The sequence below is a fragment of the Niallia sp. 03133 genome, from assembly GCF_052663225.1.
On sequence record NZ_JBQTCY010000016.1, the window covers coordinates 82724 to 99573 of the forward strand.

A 16850-nucleotide genomic window follows, 5' to 3' on the forward strand; every position below is an offset into this window, starting at 1 on the left:
GTTGTATTTTTTCTTCGGATAAAATAATATATAATATAATTAACGAAATGAAAAACCCAATACATAAATATGTACTGGGTTTTCGGGTTTTATCTAATGTTCATTTTTCATATTTAAATCAATTAGTTGTTATCGCGGGAATTTCCGCCTTTGCGGCCGATATCTTGATAAAATTCTTTATCATGATTTTTGGAGGTAGCTTCTCCGCCTTTTTCACCAATTTCTTGGTAAAATTCTTTGTCATGACTTTTGGAGGTAGCTTCCCCGCCTTTTTCACCAATATCTTGATAAAATTCTTTGTCATGATTCTTAGAAGTAGCTTCTCCACCTTTTTCACCAATTTCTTGGTAAAATTCTTTATCGTGGTTTTTAGAAGTAGCTTCTCCACCTTTTTGTCCAATTTCTCGATAAAAATCCTTGTCGTGATTTTTTGATGTAGCTTTTCCGCCTATTTTTCCTGCTTCTTCTCTACTCATTTTGTCTGCCATGTTGATCACTCCTTAAAAGATTTTTAGTAATAAGTTGTACATTGGTTATATAGCCGATATGGATTTAAATAAACATAAATATAGAAAAAAACAAGAGGAAAACTTTGGCAATAGATAAAGGGAAGTGTTATGAATAATTTGAAAATGGATTGCGAAAACAAATAATAATAGAGCTATTATTTTATATAGAAAAAAACAAATAAGGGAGAATGAGAATAGTGATTTCAATTGATAAATTTTTAGAAGTGGTTGCAAAAGCAGAGGAGCTTGGCTGTAAAGTAATTTATGATTCTTCCAAAAAAATAAGCTTTAATGCAAGTATGATTATTACCATTCCTTATTTAATCACTTTGGAAAATACATATGCTCTTGCCCATGAAATCGGTCATGTCATAGATTACGTAAATGAAGAATTGGATTATGACAAATGGCTGAATGATTGGTCGTATAGAGTGAATGCTGAAATGAGTGCATGGGTCCATGCTTATAAATTATTAAATGATTTAGGGGTCCCGCTGGATGGCTGGAATAATCATGTGAACAGCAAATTAAAAAATTACTTTACTTTACCAGAAGTTATATAAAGCAAATAAGGAAAAACACTTTCTATTAAAGAAGGTGTTTTTTTGTTTGTAAAACCAAAGTTTATATCTGAAGTTAGACAAGTGACTAGCTCCAGCGCCCAAGAAATAAGTCCGTCAAGTTTTTGCTTAAACGCTAGGATTCTACCATTTATGAAAATTAATTTTAAAGAATAAATAAAATTATTGAAAATTAATTTTAGAATATTTATACTTTATTTAAATAATCTAATTTTTTAAAATGTTAACACACTTTGTAATGGAGCAATTCTCAAAAGCTTGTACAAGAAAAACAGCCAACAGGAGGGATTGAACATGGAGCAAGAACTTTCTGGTTTAACGACAGAGTCGCGAAATGAAGGTAGTATGAAGATTGATGTTGCAGAACCAATGGAAATTTTGTCAATTATGAATCAAGAAGATCAAAAAATAGCTCTTGCGGTTCAACAGGTTTTAGGCGATGTGGAGAATGCAGTAAAGTTTACTGTCAATTCCTTTCGTAAAGGAGGCCGTCTTATTTATGTAGGAGCAGGAACCAGCGGCCGTCTTGGAGTCTTGGATGCGGTGGAATGTCCGCCAACATTCAGCACCAATCCAGACATGGTACAAGGAATCATGGCAGGAGGACAACATGCATTTGTTAAAGCTGTAGAAGGAGCAGAGGATAATCCGGAATTGGGAGAAAAGGATCTGAAGGAAATCCAGCTTACAGCCAATGATACGGTAATTGGCATTGCAGCAAGCGGGCGAACCCCATATGTTATCGGTGCTTTAAAATACGCAAGAAGCATAGGAGCTAAAACAGTTTCGCTTACGTGCAATAAAAATAGTCTAGTAAGCAAAGAAGCAGATCAAAGTATTGAAGTAGTTGTAGGACCTGAAGTACTTACTGGTTCAACAAGATTAAAAGCTGCAACTGCTCATAAAATGGTATTAAATATGATATCCACTTCCTCTATGATTCTATTAGGAAAAGCATATGAAAACTTAATGGTAGATGTGCATGTCAGCAATCATAAACTAAAGGAACGCGGGATAGGCATCATTATGAAAGTAACAAAAACTACCTATGAATTAGCTAAGGAAAAGTTGGAAGCGGCTGATAATCAAGTGAAGCTGGCTATCCTAATGATGGAAGATAATATAACAAAAGAGGAAGCAGTAAAAAGATTAGAAACAGCAAATGGATATGTACGGAAGGCAATTCTTCCAAAATAATGCATAGGTGGTAGGGAGCATGGCAGCAGGCGGCTTAAAAATGATAAAAAAAGTTATTAGTGAACTTCCTGCATCCGAGCGGAAAATTGCTGAATATATACTGGGAAATCCACATCAAATGGTGAAAAGCACTGTAAACGAGTTAGGAACATTAGCTAATACAAGTGGAGCTGCGGTTGTAAGACTTTGTAAGTCGTTGGGGTTAAATGGGTTTCAGGATTTAAAGGTTCGAATAGCTGGTGATCTAGCAAAGGCAGAAGAACCCGGATACCGTGATATAGATCAAGGGGAATCTATTTACTCGATTGTACAGAAAACAACCAATAACAGTATACAGAGTTTAAAGGATACGGAAGAAATCATCAATTATGAAGAATTAACACAGGCAATTCAAGCTTTAATTAAAGCAGAAACCATTCATTTCTTTGGAATTGGCGCTTCCCATATTATAGCATTAGATGCTTCCCAGAAATTTCTTCGCATTAATAAAAATGCATCAGCTTTTCTAGATAGTCATCTTCTAGCAACATTAATAGCGAATGCAAAAGAAACGGATATTGTTTTTGGCATATCCTATTCAGGGGAAACAAGTGAGGTCATAAAAATAATGTCACTAGCAAAAAAATCCGGAATAAAGACGATAAGCCTGACAAAATATGGACAGTCCACTGTCGCCTCATTAGGTGATATTAAGCTGTTCACCTCTTATTCAGCAGAAGCAACATTTAGGAGCGCAGCAACTTCTTCCAGATTAGCTCAACTCCACATGCTGGATATATTATTTCTCAACATAGCAACAGCTCAATATGAAGAATCAATCCATTATATTGATAGAACAAGAGAGGCCATTCAATTTTTGAAAAAAGAAGATAAATAGAAGGTAGCAGCTAGGCTGTTTTCTTTTTATGATAAAATATCGGAAAATTCTAAATTATAAAGATTATTGTCGAATCGCAAGGTTTAGAAGTAGTAAATGACCGTGAGCTAGCAATAAATAGAATATACAAATGGGGGAATGGTTAATGGCTTCAGTAAATAAACTATTGGCAGAAAAACTATTAGAGGAATTAGGCGGTTCAGATAATATTCATTCTTTTACAAGCTGTATGACTAGATTAAGAGTTACTCCGAACAATGAGGAGCTGGTTAATAAAGATGCTATTAAAAAAATGGATGGTGTATTGGGGTTTGTAGAGGAGGAAACGCTGCAAATAATACTAGGTCCTGGAAAAGTAACAAAAGTTGCAGAAGAATTTGGCTTGTTAATTGATTCAAATTCAGACGGTGTTGATTTAAAGGAAAAAGCAAAAAGAAAAAAAACAGAGCTAAACAAAAAAAATGCTACACCATTCAAGCTGTTTCTGCGGAAAATTTCGAGTATATTCATTCCTCTGATTCCAGCATTAGTAGCTTCAGGATTAATCACAGGTATTACAAAAGGATTGATACAAGCCGGCTGGATGGCAGCAGACTCGCAAATTGCCATTATTTTATCTGTCATTGGCGGTGGGCTATTTGCCTATTTAGGAGTTTTAGTAGGGATAAATGCGGCCAAAGAATTTGGAGGGTCGCCTGCTCTTGGAGGACTTGCCGGCATTCTAATAATTAACCCGGCAGTTGCAGGAATTACTTTGTTTGGCAATGCTCTGCTGCCAGGCAGAGGAGGATTAGTCGGCATACTATTAGCCGCAATTTTTATCGCACTTGTGGAAAAAAAGGTTCGTCAATATGTACCAGCAGCAATCGATATTATAGTAACACCAACCGTTGCTTTATTAATCACAGGCATTGTCACATATTTTGTATTTATGCCAGTGGGCGGCTTGATTTCAGATGGAATTACAAAGGGGCTGCTTGCTGTTTTGGACTATGGCGGTGTAGTAGCTGGGTTTGTGCTTGGAGCGGCATTCCTTCCACTTGTTGTAACAGGTTTACATCAAGGCTTAACACCAATTCATTTAGAACTAATTAATTCCATTGGAGATGACCCTCTTCTACCAATTTTAGCAATGGGCGGCGCCGGTCAGGTTGGAGCAGCATTTGCTATTTTTATGAAAACGAAAAAGAAACGCTTAAAAAGAGCAATCGGAGGAGCACTGCCATCAGGAATTTTAGGAATTGGAGAGCCTTTGATCTTCGGGGTGACATTGCCTTTAGGACGTCCCTTTATTACAGCATGCTTGGGTGCTGGAATAGGTGGAGCATTTCAGGCTCATTTCCATATTGCAACCGTTGCGGTGGGAGTTTCCGGTTTGCCGTTGTCGTTTTTGATCCATAAAGGAGTATTTTTATACTTAATGGGTGTTCTTATTGCTTATATAGCAGGATTTATCTTTACGTATTTATTCGGCTTTAAAGATGAGATGGCAGGTGAATTTGATTGATTGGGATTTCCTTTTATTTAAATGATCCTTCAGCAGAAGAAAGGATAAGAGATGCAGGGAAAAAAGGAGTGGAAAATGCGTTTACTTCTTTGCATATACCAGAAGAATCAGGGGATCTTGTTAATCGGGCAAAACAGTTGCTGCAAATCGCAAAAAATAATGGAATAGATGTTTATGCAGATGTATCAGATCATACACCCCGGCATTTAGGGTTAAGCTCTTTATATGATTTGCAATCATTGGGAGTAGTCGGCATTAGACTGGATGATTTTTTTGAAAAAGAAACCGTTGTGGAGTTATCCAAGCATTTTAAAATAGCGCTGAATGCCAGCATTTTATTCGAAAACCAGTTAAAAGCTCTTTTGGATAGAGGACTGGACAACAATCAATTAATTGCCTGGCATAATTTTTATCCTCGAGTTGAAACAGGTTTAGATGAAACCTTCTTTATAGAGCAGAATAAGCTTTATAACAAATATGCTATCCCTGTTTGTGCATTTGTCCCGGGAAAAGGACAAAAACGCGGTCCGTTATTTAATGGACTGCCAACATTAGAAAAGCATCGGAAATGGGATCCCTTTCATGCAGCAGTTGAATTGCTGCATAATGGTGTAAAGCATATATATATTGGGGATCCAGAAGCTGGAGAGAACGTGTTAGAACAATTAATACAATATGAAAAAGAGGCTATTATGCCCATTCGCATAGAATGCAGTTATCTAAAAGAAAAGATGTATAAAACAAGACCAGATGCAGCGAGAGATGTAATTCGTCTAATGAATACAAGGAGCAAGGCAACGATTGATCCTCTGCATCTTGCTCCAAGACCTAAAGGAAGCATTACAATGGATAATGTATTATATGGCCGTTATCAAGGTGAAATCCAGATTACAAAAACCGATCTTCCCTTGGATGAGCGAGTGAATGTAATCGGTAGAGTTGTGAAAGAAGATCTTCATTTGCTAGACTATATCAAACCTGGACAATCCATCCATTTTTTATTACACTCTTAACGGGCAGTAAGACCCTTACCTCAAGGTGCTGAGGAATCGAAGAAGCTAGGTGGGGGATAACTGCCCGTAAAGGTCCGATAGAGGTACACAAACTAAGGTCGCCACTTCCTGTGGCAACGTTTGTGTGATCCACATCCTATGGAAAGCTTCACTTTATTAGAAACAAATGATTTAAAGAAACTGCCCAAATTTGTGTTGTGCAGTTTCTTTGCAGTTATTTCTTATGTAAATCTGTTGCCTTAAAGCCTTGTTTTTTCAGCATTTCAGCATTGCTTGGATAATAGGATTGGTTATAAAATGATGCAATGCGCTCCGTCCAATTCGCTTCTTTATCTCCTCGGTCAACTAAATATTTTTTAAATGTTTGATTATATCCTTGTAAGTAAGGAAGCTGATCTTTGTTATAGGTTTCTTTGTGTAAAATACTCTCTTTTGGCAATCGGGGTTTCAGTCCTGGGTCTTCTCCAGGGTATCCAAGGCAAAGTCCAGATATCGGGATAACATACTCAGGTAATTCTAGAAGTTCAATTACATCCATCGAATTTCTTCTAATTCCGCCAATTGGCACAGTCCCTAATTGTAATGATTCTGCTGCAGCAATTGCGTTTGCCATCGCAAGACCTACATCAGTCGCTCCTACTAATATCACATCCACATCATCAGCTGCTATTAATTCTTTATTTTCTAGATCGCTTGCAAGTTTTGTTCGATAAAAATCCGCACAAAATACAAGGAAAACGGGTGCTTCATTAATATGTTTTTGATTGCCGCATAATTCCGCAAGGCGTTGTTTTCTTTTTGAATCTACAACCGCAATAATGGATACTTGTTGTCCATTGATCCAGGAAGGAGCTGCTTGAGCTGTTGTGATAATTTCTTCCATTAGATGCTCCGGTACTGGTTTATTCGTATACTTGCGATAAGAACGGTGATTTTTTAATACGTTAATTATGTTATTCAATCCAATAATCTCCTTTTTAAAAGATAATAGCATGGAAAGTTCCATTGAATGTATTGTAACATATAGATTATTTTCATAAAAAAAGAATGGCAGTCATTTAGCCATTCTTTTTTGTTATACGAGTAAATGTTCATCTATATTCTTATAAAAGCGATTCCGCACCATCAATATAAATTTTGGTTCCAGTAATATGGCTGGAAGCTTTTGAACTTAGAAAGCAAACAAGATCGGCAACTTGTTCAGGTTCTCCTGGTTTATTTTCAAGTGGCTGGTTGCCTTTAGGATACTCAACGGGTATTCGCACGTCTTTTAATTTGTCCTCATCTGGAAATGTGTTTTCATCAATATTTGTAGAAATGCTTCCTGGACAAATCATATTGACTCGAATTTTATATTTAGCAAGTTCCAATGCTGCCATTTTTCCAAAAGCAACTTGACCAGCTTTTGAAGTACTGTAAGCGGACATCCCTATGTTGGAAAAGGTTCTATTTCCATTAATGCTGCTTGTTATAACGATGCTGCCGCCATTTTTCTTCATAAAAGGAACACAGTAATGCACGGTTAAAAAAGTACTTCTTAAATTCGTTTCAATTGTAGTATTCCAATCTAATGGAGATAATGTTTCAATTGGAGCCACACGCCCATTTATCCCGGCATTTACAAATGCAATATCGATTTGCTCCCATTTTTGAACGGTTTGCTCTATAGCGTATTTAATCGATTCAGGATCTGAAACATCGGTTTCGAAGGCGATTGCTTCTCCGCCGCTGTTTTCTATTTCCGCTTGTACATTCTTTAATTCTTTGGCATCTATATCGAAAAGAGCAACTTTTGCTCCTTTCGATGCTAATGCGAGGGCAGATGCTTTCCCAATGCCTGATGCTGCACCTGTTATAACAGCTATATTGCTTGTTAACTCTCCCATATTGATTCCTCCTATGACCATTGATAGAAAGCTGCTTTTAAAAATAATAAAAGAACTTTCAGGAAGTTATAAAGTGATTCAAAATATAACAATACTAATTTATATCCAATATAAGCAGTTGAGAAACCAACAAATAGCAAAAAAATTTTGAGCAGCAGAAATAAAAAAATGTTGTTTGCTAGATTGTTCATAATATCAGTGTTATCATATGGAATTTATCTGTACAATAAAAGAGAGAGGAGTGGTGCAAGATGAAAGCACAAATCATTGAAAAATTTGGAGATCCATCTGTATTTCAATTAGCGGAAATAGAAAGGCCTGTTGTTATTTCTGGACATGTGTTAATTAAAGTAACTGCAACAAGTGTAAATCCGATTGATACGAAGGTAAGAAGTGGGGCAGTTGCTGCTGCAGCTCCTGATTTTCCTGCTGTCATTCATGGTGATGTAGCTGGTATTGTGGAGGAAGTTGGAGATGGTGTAACAGCTTTTAAAGCTGGCGACGAAGTTTTTGGTTGTGCTGGCGGCTTTAAAGGAACAGGTGGAGCACTTGCTCAATATATGCTTGCAGATGCCGCATTCCTAGCACACAAACCGAAAAACATATCTATGGAAGAAGCTGCTGTAATTCCATTAGTAGCGTTAACTGCCTGGGGAGCATTATTCGAAAAAGGAAACTTAACTGCTGGACAAAAAATATTAATTCATGGTGCAGCTGGCGGTGTTGGACATATGGCGATCCAGCTTGCAAAATGGGCAGGAGCAAAAGTTTATACAACTGCTTCCACACAACAGAAAATGGAGTTGGCGAAAGAATTAGGAGCAGATGCTGTGATAAATTATAAGGAACAATCTGTTCAGGAGTATGTGGAACAGTATACAGGTGGAAAAGGATTCCCAGTTGTATTTGATACAGTCGGCGGAAAAAACTTAGATCATTCTTTTGAAGCAGCTGCACTTAATGGATCGGTACTAGCCATTGCAGCAAGATCGACGCATGATTTATCTCCAATGCATAGTAAAGGGTTATCTTTGCATGTGGAGTTTTTGCTGTTGAAAATATTAAATAAAGAACATCGCAAGGATCTGGGATCTGCATTAACGAAAATAGCAAAGTTGGTAGAAGAGGGAAAACTCCGCCCGCTTATAGATGAAAAAGTATTTTCCTTTGATGAGATATCACAAGCACATGATTATCTAGAATCAGGCAAAGCAATTGGAAAAATTGCTATAAAAAATACATGGTGAACATATAAAAGACATCCGGACTGCTGAGCCGGATGTTTTTTTGAGTTGTTAAAGCTACTATTTAACAACCGTAATAGAACTGGACTTGCTAATATTTTTGGACGAGTCTGCTGCAGTTGCATAAATTTTTGTTTTCACTTTTTGCAGCTTTATCGTAATCTTAAATTTTCCTGCTTTATCGGTCTTGCCTGTACCAATCGTTTTATTATTTACTTTCAAGGTGATGGCAGAATATGCTTCGGATTTTCCAGTAACCGTTTTTGTTTTGCTTGTCACTTTATATAAAGCTGGAGCAGAAGGAGCCGTTTTATCTAAAACTTTCGTATAGCTGGATTTGCTTGTATTTTTAGCAGAATCTTTTGCGGACGCATAAATTTTTGTATTCGCTTTTTGCTGCTTTATGCTAATTTTAAATTTTCCTGCTTTGTCTGCTTTTCCCGTACCAATTGTTTTCTTATTTACTGACAAGGTGATAGTGGAATTAGCTTCTGCCTTTCCAGTAACCGTTTTTGAAACAGATGTGACTGTATCTAATTTAGGTGCAGAAGGTGCTGTTTTATCGGCTACTGTTATAGTTTTCGCTTCACTCAAGGCATGTAAATAATTTGTATACACAACAGCAAGCTTGGTACCAGCTTTTTGAGGTGCTACGTTTATTCGGAAATTCCCCTTTTCATCGGAAACACCAGTGCCAATAATGGAAGAACCTTTTTTTATGGAGACAGAAGCATAAGCCAGCGATTTTCCTGTTATGGCTTTAGAATAATCAGCAACCGTATTAACAAAAGGAGCACCCACTTTTGTTGTAATATATGCTGATGAAATATATCCAACTAATTTTTTGTCAGCAGTTTTTACTGGATACCAGACAAATTGATTAAAGCTGTTTGGATTAGAATCGTAAACGAAATTTCCATCTATTAAAAGGGGTGTATTTTTTGCTAGTTTTAAGAGAGATGAAGATGTATTCATACCTTTTCTTAATTTGACATTATCAGTTGTTGTTATTACATTATCCCCTTTTTTTAAGGTATAGATGGTTTCATGCAATTCCGAAGGGACAGCATAACTTAAAACATTAAAAATAATATTATCATTTGAATCTGGATTATATAGAAAATCTTCTTTTTTAAAAGGAATGGATGCAAGTGAACGTTCCCCTAAAAAACTGTTATCCATTAGCTTGTGTAATACGATTTCCTGATAAGCTGCGTTATTTATCTCGCCTGTGCTTTGAACAGTCGGGCTATTTACAGGTTTTGTACCGTTGTAAGCCAAAATCGGAAAATACCAGTTTTCCAATACTTGACTGTTTGCTCCAATAATTTTCGGCAAGTCGGTTCGCGCAAACATGCTTTTTAGTATATTTATGCCTGCATAAATATTATATAGGATGTCTGTTTTTAATTTTTCTTGATCATAATCTGTATGGTTGGTAATTTGCATTAAGCCAATTCCACCGTCAATAGATATACTTGCTTCCCCATTATCATTGAATTGTTTCCAGCCGCTTTCTTGGGCAGCTATTGCTTTTACTACTTCAGGAGGAATTCCCTCTTTTAATGCAGCGTTTGTTAATAAACAATTGATGGTTTGTTGGGAGGGATTTTTCCCTTGCTCTATAATGCCGCATGCCATGCTGTCTTCAGCAGCTGCTGTCGGAACAGAGTGAGATATTATGAATAGTCCTAATAGCAGACAGAAGCCAACTTTCATAATTTTTTTCATTACCTGTATTTCCTCCTAGAACGTCTAATAGATTCTTATTTTATTATTTTACTATATTTGGATAGAAATAGGAGGGGAAATTGAAAAGAAAAGTTGAAAGAGTCAAAGCATCAAAATTTTCTATAAATGACCTTAAGAAAAGCTAGAAGATAAAAGAAAAATATAAGATATTTTTAAATCATCGAATAATATGGAGTGAAAACAAACAAAATACATAGGTATTAATTTTTTAGGAGGTAATGGAAAATGGAACAAAATAAACCAAATCCAGATAATCGTTTAGATAATGTGGAGAAATTGCAAGATATGGTAGAAAACACAATGGAAAATATTCAAAAGTCTGAACAAACATTATCGTTTGCTAGTGACGAGGAGAAGGCACAAATAGAACAAAAAAATAAAAGAAGAGAACAATCTATTCAAGGGTTTAAAGAAGAAATAAAGGATGAAGCAGCAGACCGGGAAAATGGCTATCAATAAGCGTAAACGTCTTAAGAAAACTTTATCCTACTCTTAACGGGCAGTAAGACGCCCACCCCCCACCTCAAGGTGCTGAGGAATCGAAGAAGCTAGTTGGCGGATAACTAACTGCCCGTAAAGGTCCGATAGAGGTACACAAACTAGGGTCGCCACTTCCTGTGGACCGCAACCTTTCCATCAGTGGGGGATGAAGAAAACCCCCACTGATGGAAAGGTTCATTTTATTTACTATCAAGTTTAAGAGATTTATTTCTGGATATACATACACTATAAAATGATAAGGGAGGAATTAAGATGCCGTATGATACTATAAATGATTTGCCTGAATCAGTTAAAGATCATTTGCCACATCATGCCCAAGAGATTTTTAAGGAAGCATTTAATGCAGCAAGTGAAGAATACAACGAAGAAGAAAGAGCTTTTAAAGTAGCTTGGAGTGCGGTGAAAAATAAATATAAAAAAAGTGATGATGGGAAATGGGTAAAAAACGAATAAAAATGGCTTACAAGAAAAGGTTGCCTTATAGAAATACTAATTCTATTAAGACAACCTTCTTCCTTTTATTTATAGATTTTAAATCAACCTTTTACTAATGTCTCCGCACCATCCACAAATACTTCTGTCCCTGTTACGTGGGATGCTTCATCAGAGGCAAGGAATAGAAGAAGATTTGCGACTTCTTCAGGATGACCTGGTTCCATTTTTAGAGGAACAGCATTTTGTGGAATATCAATTGGGAAATGAATTTCCTCTAATTTATCTGATTGCTTCATCGAATCAAAAATATTGGTTTCTGTTATGCCAGGGCATATGGCATTTACACGAATTTTATATTGTGCAAGCTCCAGAGCGGCCATTTTAGCGAAAGCAGCAATTGCAGCCTTTGAAGTACTATAAGCTGAAAAACCTTGCTGTGCAAATTGGCGATTGCCGCTGACAGAACTTGTAACGGTAATGGATCCGCCTTTTTCTTTCATATAGGGAATAGAGTGTTTTACGGTTTCAAATACACCAATTAAGTTATTATGAATAGTCTTAACCCAATCTTTGCTTGGAAAATATTCGATTGGAGAAATCGTACCTAAAATTCCCGCATTTGCAAAGACGGTATCTGTTTTTCTCCATTTATCATTTGATTGTTTTATCGAGGTGCTTATTTGTTCTTCTTGTGAAATATCTGCTATAAAATAGGCTGCCTGACCGCCATTTTGATTTATTTCTTCGACTGTTTCTTTTGCACGCACTTCATTTGCTTCAATAATGCTGATTTTCGCGCCTTCATTCGCTAAACGAATAGCCGAAGCTTTTCCAATGCCTGAACCACCGCCTGTTACAATTGCTACTTTATTTTCCATACGATTCATTTTTAATCAACTCCTAGGTAAATATAGTTTCAATAAGGAAGACTTAACATATTTTTCTGAATAGCTTAGTTCAAAAAAGCTAATCTGCAACGATTTAGAAAACTATCTTTTAGCAGTTCATATTTTATACCCTATATCAGAATTTTTAATCATGAAATGAGAGGGGGAGTGTAATGATGGAGGAAACAATCTGTATAAAAAAATACACCTCTATTTCAAGGTGTATTTTTTCCTGCTATTAAGATAATCGATTGCTGTAATCTTCAAATCCAAATTGTTTAACTACTTTAATGCCTTCTTCGTCATTGTAGGATGCAATAGAAGGAAGATTAACTCCATTAAACATATGATTCTTTACCATTGTGTAATGAGCCATATCACAGAATATTAATTTATCTCCTGGTTTTAAAGGTTGTTTAAATGAATAGTCGCCAATTACATCTCCTGCTAAACAAGTCATTCCGCCGAGTCTGTATGTGTATTCATTTTCACCAGGCATTCCTGCATCAATAATATTAGGTCTGTAAGGCATTTCAAGTACATCTGGCATATGACAAGTTGCAGAAGTATCAAGAATTGCAATATCCATTCCGTTATTGACAATATCTAAAACAGTTGCTACTAAGTAGCCTGTATTTAAAGCAATTGCCTCACCTGGCTCTAAATAGACATCCACATTATACTTTTCTTTTATAAATAAAATGGATTCGATTAGTGTTTCGATATCATAATCAGGTCTTGTAATATGATGTCCGCCGCCAAAGTTGATCCATTTCATTTTTTTAATGTATTCGCCAAATTTTTCATCGACTACTTTAATTGTACGTTTTAAAGTATCGGAATTTTGTTCGCACATTGTATGGAAATGAAGACCATCAATACCGTCTAATTCTTCTGGTTTAAAGTTGTCCAACGTCACGCCGAATCGCGAATAGGGAGCACATGGATTATAAAGCTGTGTTTCAATTTCTGAGTACTCTGGGTTAATACGAAGACCTGCTTCGATTTTTTTGCCAGCGTTTTTAACTTTATCTTTAAAACGATTCCACTGATCAAATGAATTAAATACAATATGGTCTGTATATTGTATTAATTCGTCAAACTCACTGTCCACGTACGCTGGTGCATATGCATGAACTTCTTTGCCCATTTTTTCAAAGCCTAGTCTAGCTTCAAATAAGGAGCTTGAAGTAACACCTGCTAAATATTTTCCTACTAAAGGAAAGACGGAATGCATCGAAAATCCTTTTAACGCTAAAAGAATTTTTGCTCCTGTGCGCTCTTGGACAGAATGTAATACTTCTAAGTTTTTCTTTAATAGACGTTCGTCTACTACGTAACATGGTGAAGGTACTTGATTAAAATCGATTTTTGTCATTTCTTTCCTCTCAATCTACAAGAGTTGGAGAGAAGTTCTCCTGCCATGGCAATCCGTATTTGTTTAACGCATCCATGAATGGATCTGGATCGAATTCTTCTACATTGTAAACTCCTGGTCTTTTCCAAACACCTTTCATGATTAACATTGCACCAATCATTGCAGGCACACCAGTAGTATAAGAAATAGCTTGTGATCCTACTTCTTTGTAGCATTCTTGGTGATCACAAATATTATATACATAATAAGATTTAGGCTTGCCATCTTTAATTCCTTGGATGATACAGCCGATATTTGTTTTTCCTTTTGTTCTAGGTCCTAGTGAAGCTGGATCTGGAAGGATTTCTTTTAAAAATTGAAGCGGAATAATTTCTTTTCCTTCGTACATAATTGGTTCAATAGATGTCATTCCAACATTTTCAAGCACTTTTAAATGGTTTAAATAGTTGTCAGAGAATGTCATCCAGAATCTGATTCGTTTAAGACCTTTTATGTTAACAGCAAGAGATTCTAATTCTTCATGATATAAAAGGTATATATTTTTCGTTCCAACTTGATCTAAATCATATTCTCTTTTTTCAGAAAGAGGAGCTGTTTCAATCCACTGTCCATTTTCCCAATAACGTCCATTTGCTGTGATTTCACGAATGTTGATTTCAGGATTGAAGTTTGTTGCAAAAGGATAGCCATGATCTCCACCATTCGCATCCACAATATCAATATAATGAATTTCATCAAAATGATGTTTTTGAGCATATGCTGTAAAAACACCTGTTACACCTGGATCAAATCCGCTGCCAAGCAATGCAGTCAAACCGGCTTCTTCAAACTTTTGTTTGTAGTCCCATTGCCATTTATATTCAAACTTAGCTGTTTCTGGCGGCTCATAGTTAGCTGTATCTAGATAATGAACTCCTGTAGCAAGACATGCATCCATAATTGTTAAATCTTGGTATGGAAGAGCTACATTTATCACAACTTCCGGTTTAAAAGCATTGATTAACTCAATAACTTCTTCCGTTTTATCGGCATCAACTTGGGCTACTGAAACCTTTGTTTTGCCACCGTCTAATTTATTTTTAAGCGCTTCACATTTAGAAAGCGTTCTACTTGCAATACAAATCTCTTCGAATACATCTGGAACTTGGCAGCATTTATGCGCAACAACACTTGCAACCCCGCCAGCACCAATAATCAATGCTTTTCCCAAAATGAAAAACCTCCTCAAATCGTTTTGAAAAAATTCAATAAGGCTGATTATACAGAAAGTGTGTCAAATAATCCATAAAATCCGACAAAATATAATATTTTTTTTTAGAATATATAATTTAGTTTTAATAATAAGGAAAAAGATAATAAAAAAATTTTTATAATATAGTGAAAAATGAGTGTTTTTTTATGAAAACATGAAATTTTCAAGGGGAATTGTTATAAAAGAAAAATGTTAAATTCCCCCTTGCTAAAAAAAACACAACAAAAAAAGACACCATATACTGCTCACTCTTTTCTCATGAATGAATAGTTTAGTGTCTTGGGAATTTGTATTTATGGTGGAGACTATCGGGATCGAACCGACGACCTCTTGCATGCCATGCAAGCGCTCTCCCAGCTGAGCTAAGCCCCCCTTATCTTTTGTAGGTTTTTAGGATATTACTAATTATACATATTTCTGTGATTTTTTCAAATTATTTTTAAAAAGCAAGGATGAAGTTTAAACGGAGTGAGTAAATTGGATCTTTAAAAGCATAAAAGCTTTGTTTAATAGAGACCTTAAGTGTAGGAAAGAAGTTATCTCGCTTTCCTACTCCTTCGTTAATGTAAACTGTCTATTTCAATTTGTTCAACACCGTACAAAACGGAGATTTTTTGATAAATATCTGTTATTTCACTTTTATGATCAACGATAAGGATAAGTAAAATAGAATGTTCACCTGTTTCTAAATCCTTAATTCGAGTGTGTTTTATACCAATTTCGAGTTTTGATATAGATTTAATAATGGATGAAACATTTTGTTTTTCATTAGCAATAAATTTCACTTTAATCTCTTTTTCCCTTAATTGCCGCGGCCCAATTAAACTCATTAAAACTGGAATAAACTTTACACCGACTATTAGTAGCAATACTCCTGAAATTGCCTCTATATAATAACCAGCTCCTACAACAATTCCTATTCCACCTGCACCCCAAATAAGTGCGGCAGTTGTAAGACCTGAAATGCTGTCATTTCCTCTTCTTAAAATAACGCCAGCACCTAAGAAACCGATGCCTGATACAATTTGTGCGGGTAAACGAAGAGGATCCATTTGAATATTAACCTCTTGGCTTCCAGGAAATTTATAAGCTGCTTCAATTGAAACAATAGTTAATAAACAGCTTACTATGCTGATGACAAGACTTGTCTTTAATCCCACTGGCTTTTTTTTAATTTCTCTTTCTAGACCGATAATAATTCCCAATCCAGTTGAAATTGCAAGTTTAATAATAAAATCTATATCTAATTGCATAATTATCTCCAACCTTTGTTATTTTTTATGTAAAAAGTATTGTATGTACCAATCCCTAATTTAAATATAAAGAATGTATTATCCTTCTTCAAAAGAAATTAAACAATTATGAAAAAGAATTTATTTTTTTTAGAAATTCTTTTTTAAAAGTCATTGTTTTATTAATTTATGATTAGAATGATCGTGTTATTACGTAGAGAAGTATAAAAGCAGAATGCAAGAAGGCAAAAAATAAAGTAGCTATTCATTTGAACATAGTCCGATATGTTCAGTTATATTATGATAATCTTACTCCGTATTTATTATTTGTTTTATATAAATATAGGAAGAGTTTTGATTAAATATAAAAAAACAATCTTTTTTTTAAAAAAATATAGAAAAAAGGTTGCGTAGTATATTTATCCATGGTATATTAAATCTCGTCCTCAACAAGGGTAAGAAATTCTAAAAAACTCTTTAAGAAGTTGTTGACAGATATTTAATGGATGTGTTAAATTAATAAAGTCGCTTATTGAGCGCCGGAAATAAAATTGCTCTTTGAAAACTGAACAAACAAAACGTCAACAATAAACGTTTAT

16 protein-coding genes and 1 tRNA gene are annotated in these 16850 nt (G+C 35.4%); 8 read left to right on the forward strand and 9 right to left on the reverse strand.

Annotated features, from left to right (window positions below):
• Positions 1-122: 122 nt before the first annotated feature.
• Complete coding sequence (gsiB, locus tag ACTYBU_RS19835; RefSeq protein WP_445492433.1) at positions 123-488, reverse strand: glucose starvation-inducible protein GsiB; 366 nt, start codon at positions 486-488, stop codon at positions 123-125.
• A 209-nt stretch (positions 489-697) separates the two neighbouring features.
• Between gsiB and ACTYBU_RS19840 the strand changes: the two genes are divergently transcribed.
• The 5 genes from ACTYBU_RS19840 to ACTYBU_RS19860 all read left to right on the forward strand — a co-directional run bounded on the left by ACTYBU_RS19840 (position 698) and on the right by ACTYBU_RS19860 (position 5684).
• Positions 698-1072, forward strand: coding sequence for a hypothetical protein (locus ACTYBU_RS19840; RefSeq protein ID WP_445492434.1), 375 nt, complete (start codon positions 698-700; stop codon positions 1070-1072).
• Between the two features lie 312 nt (positions 1073-1384).
• Entirely contained in the window at positions 1385-2287 is a 903-nt protein-coding gene (gene murQ / locus ACTYBU_RS19845; RefSeq protein ID WP_445492436.1) for an N-acetylmuramic acid 6-phosphate etherase, read from the forward strand.
• A 19-nt stretch (positions 2288-2306) separates the two neighbouring features.
• Positions 2307-3164: a MurR/RpiR family transcriptional regulator gene (locus tag ACTYBU_RS19850; RefSeq protein WP_445492438.1), complete on the forward strand. Its 858-nt coding sequence runs from the start codon at positions 2307-2309 to the stop codon at positions 3162-3164.
• Positions 3165-3309: 145 nt separating this feature from the next.
• Positions 3310-4671, forward strand: a complete 1362-nt coding sequence (locus tag ACTYBU_RS19855) for a PTS transporter subunit EIIC (RefSeq protein WP_445492439.1) — start codon at positions 3310-3312, stop codon at positions 4669-4671.
• Positions 4668-5684: a MupG family TIM beta-alpha barrel fold protein gene (locus ACTYBU_RS19860; protein WP_445492440.1), complete on the forward strand. Its 1017-nt coding sequence runs from the start codon at positions 4668-4670 to the stop codon at positions 5682-5684. The genes ACTYBU_RS19855 and ACTYBU_RS19860 overlap by 4 nt, the downstream gene beginning before the upstream one ends.
• 214 nt (positions 5685-5898) lie before the next feature.
• Here the strand turns inward: ACTYBU_RS19860 and ACTYBU_RS19865 are convergent, their stop codons facing one another.
• Together ACTYBU_RS19865 and ACTYBU_RS19870 are read right to left on the reverse strand one after the other, a co-directional pair.
• A complete protein-coding gene (locus ACTYBU_RS19865) occupies positions 5899-6645 on the reverse strand; it encodes an NADPH-dependent oxidoreductase (protein ID WP_445492442.1) in 747 nt (248 codons plus the stop codon).
• Positions 6646-6787: 142 nt separating this feature from the next.
• Positions 6788-7570 (reverse strand): SDR family oxidoreductase, encoded by a 783-nt coding sequence (locus tag ACTYBU_RS19870; RefSeq protein WP_445492443.1) that lies wholly within the window; start codon positions 7568-7570, stop codon positions 6788-6790.
• Between the two features lie 251 nt (positions 7571-7821).
• Here ACTYBU_RS19870 and ACTYBU_RS19875 point away from each other — a divergent pair, with 251 nt between their 5' ends.
• The gene (locus ACTYBU_RS19875; protein WP_445492445.1) at positions 7822-8817 is read left to right on the forward strand and encodes a zinc-dependent alcohol dehydrogenase family protein; all 996 of its coding nucleotides are present in this window, start codon (positions 7822-7824) and stop codon (positions 8815-8817) included.
• A 57-nt stretch (positions 8818-8874) separates the two neighbouring features.
• On the opposite strand, the gene ACTYBU_RS19880 is transcribed toward ACTYBU_RS19875, so the two are convergent.
• Positions 8875-10545 (reverse strand): Ig-like domain-containing protein, encoded by a 1671-nt coding sequence (locus tag ACTYBU_RS19880; protein ID WP_445492447.1) that lies wholly within the window; start codon positions 10543-10545, stop codon positions 8875-8877.
• Positions 10546-10791: 246 nt separating this feature from the next.
• On the opposite strand from ACTYBU_RS19880, the gene tlp reads away from it, so the two are divergent.
• Together tlp and ACTYBU_RS19890 are read left to right on the forward strand one after the other, a co-directional pair.
• On the forward strand, positions 10792-11025 hold the full coding sequence (gene tlp, locus ACTYBU_RS19885) for a small acid-soluble spore protein Tlp (protein ID WP_445492449.1): 234 nt from the start codon (positions 10792-10794) through the stop codon (positions 11023-11025).
• Positions 11026-11319: 294 nt separating this feature from the next.
• Positions 11320-11520: a ChaB family protein gene (locus ACTYBU_RS19890; protein WP_445492450.1), complete on the forward strand. Its 201-nt coding sequence runs from the start codon at positions 11320-11322 to the stop codon at positions 11518-11520.
• A gap of 83 nt (positions 11521-11603) precedes the next feature.
• Here the strand turns inward: ACTYBU_RS19890 and ACTYBU_RS19895 are convergent, their stop codons facing one another.
• The 5 genes from ACTYBU_RS19895 to ACTYBU_RS19915 all read right to left on the reverse strand — a co-directional run bounded on the left by ACTYBU_RS19895 (position 11604) and on the right by ACTYBU_RS19915 (position 16272).
• Positions 11604-12389 carry an SDR family NAD(P)-dependent oxidoreductase gene (locus ACTYBU_RS19895; protein ID WP_445492452.1) on the reverse strand — a complete coding sequence of 262 codons (786 nt, stop codon included), beginning with the start codon at positions 12387-12389 and terminating at the stop codon, positions 11604-11606.
• 238 nt (positions 12390-12627) lie between these two features.
• On the reverse strand, positions 12628-13767 hold the full coding sequence (gene nspC, locus ACTYBU_RS19900; RefSeq protein WP_445492453.1) for a carboxynorspermidine decarboxylase: 1140 nt from the start codon (positions 13765-13767) through the stop codon (positions 12628-12630).
• Positions 13768-13777: 10 nt separating this feature from the next.
• A complete protein-coding gene (locus ACTYBU_RS19905; protein ID WP_445492454.1) occupies positions 13778-14977 on the reverse strand; it encodes a saccharopine dehydrogenase family protein in 1200 nt (399 codons plus the stop codon).
• Positions 14978-15315: 338 nt separating this feature from the next.
• Positions 15316-15391, reverse strand: a tRNA-Ala gene (locus tag ACTYBU_RS19910).
• A gap of 188 nt (positions 15392-15579) precedes the next feature.
• A complete protein-coding gene (locus tag ACTYBU_RS19915) occupies positions 15580-16272 on the reverse strand; it encodes an MgtC/SapB family protein (RefSeq protein ID WP_445492456.1) in 693 nt (230 codons plus the stop codon).
• Between the last annotated feature and the right edge of the window lie 578 nt (positions 16273-16850).

Bases quoted from the DNA above. Each gene is read 5' to 3' on its own strand.
- gsiB (WP_445492433.1), bottom strand. From the start codon at position 488: ATGGCAGACAAAATGAGTAGAGAAGAAGCAGGAAAAATAGGCGGAAAA.
- ACTYBU_RS19840 (WP_445492434.1), top strand. From the start codon at position 698: ATGAGAATAGTGATTTCAATTGATAAATTTTTAGAAGTGGTTGCAAAA.
- murQ (WP_445492436.1), top strand. From the start codon at position 1,385: ATGGAGCAAGAACTTTCTGGTTTAACGACAGAGTCGCGAAATGAAGGT.
- ACTYBU_RS19850 (WP_445492438.1), top strand. From the start codon at position 2,307: ATGGCAGCAGGCGGCTTAAAAATGATAAAAAAAGTTATTAGTGAACTT.
- ACTYBU_RS19855 (WP_445492439.1), top strand. From the start codon at position 3,310: ATGGCTTCAGTAAATAAACTATTGGCAGAAAAACTATTAGAGGAATTA.
- ACTYBU_RS19870 (WP_445492443.1), bottom strand. From the start codon at position 7,570: ATGGGAGAGTTAACAAGCAATATAGCTGTTATAACAGGTGCAGCATCA.
- ACTYBU_RS19875 (WP_445492445.1), top strand. From the start codon at position 7,822: ATGAAAGCACAAATCATTGAAAAATTTGGAGATCCATCTGTATTTCAA.
- ACTYBU_RS19880 (WP_445492447.1), bottom strand. From the start codon at position 10,545: ATGAAAAAAATTATGAAAGTTGGCTTCTGTCTGCTATTAGGACTATTC.
- tlp (WP_445492449.1), top strand. From the start codon at position 10,792: ATGGAACAAAATAAACCAAATCCAGATAATCGTTTAGATAATGTGGAG.
- ACTYBU_RS19890 (WP_445492450.1), top strand. From the start codon at position 11,320: ATGCCGTATGATACTATAAATGATTTGCCTGAATCAGTTAAAGATCAT.
- ACTYBU_RS19895 (WP_445492452.1), bottom strand. From the start codon at position 12,389: ATGAATCGTATGGAAAATAAAGTAGCAATTGTAACAGGCGGTGGTTCA.
- nspC (WP_445492453.1), bottom strand. From the start codon at position 13,767: ATGACAAAAATCGATTTTAATCAAGTACCTTCACCATGTTACGTAGTA.
- ACTYBU_RS19915 (WP_445492456.1), bottom strand. From the start codon at position 16,272: ATGCAATTAGATATAGATTTTATTATTAAACTTGCAATTTCAACTGGA.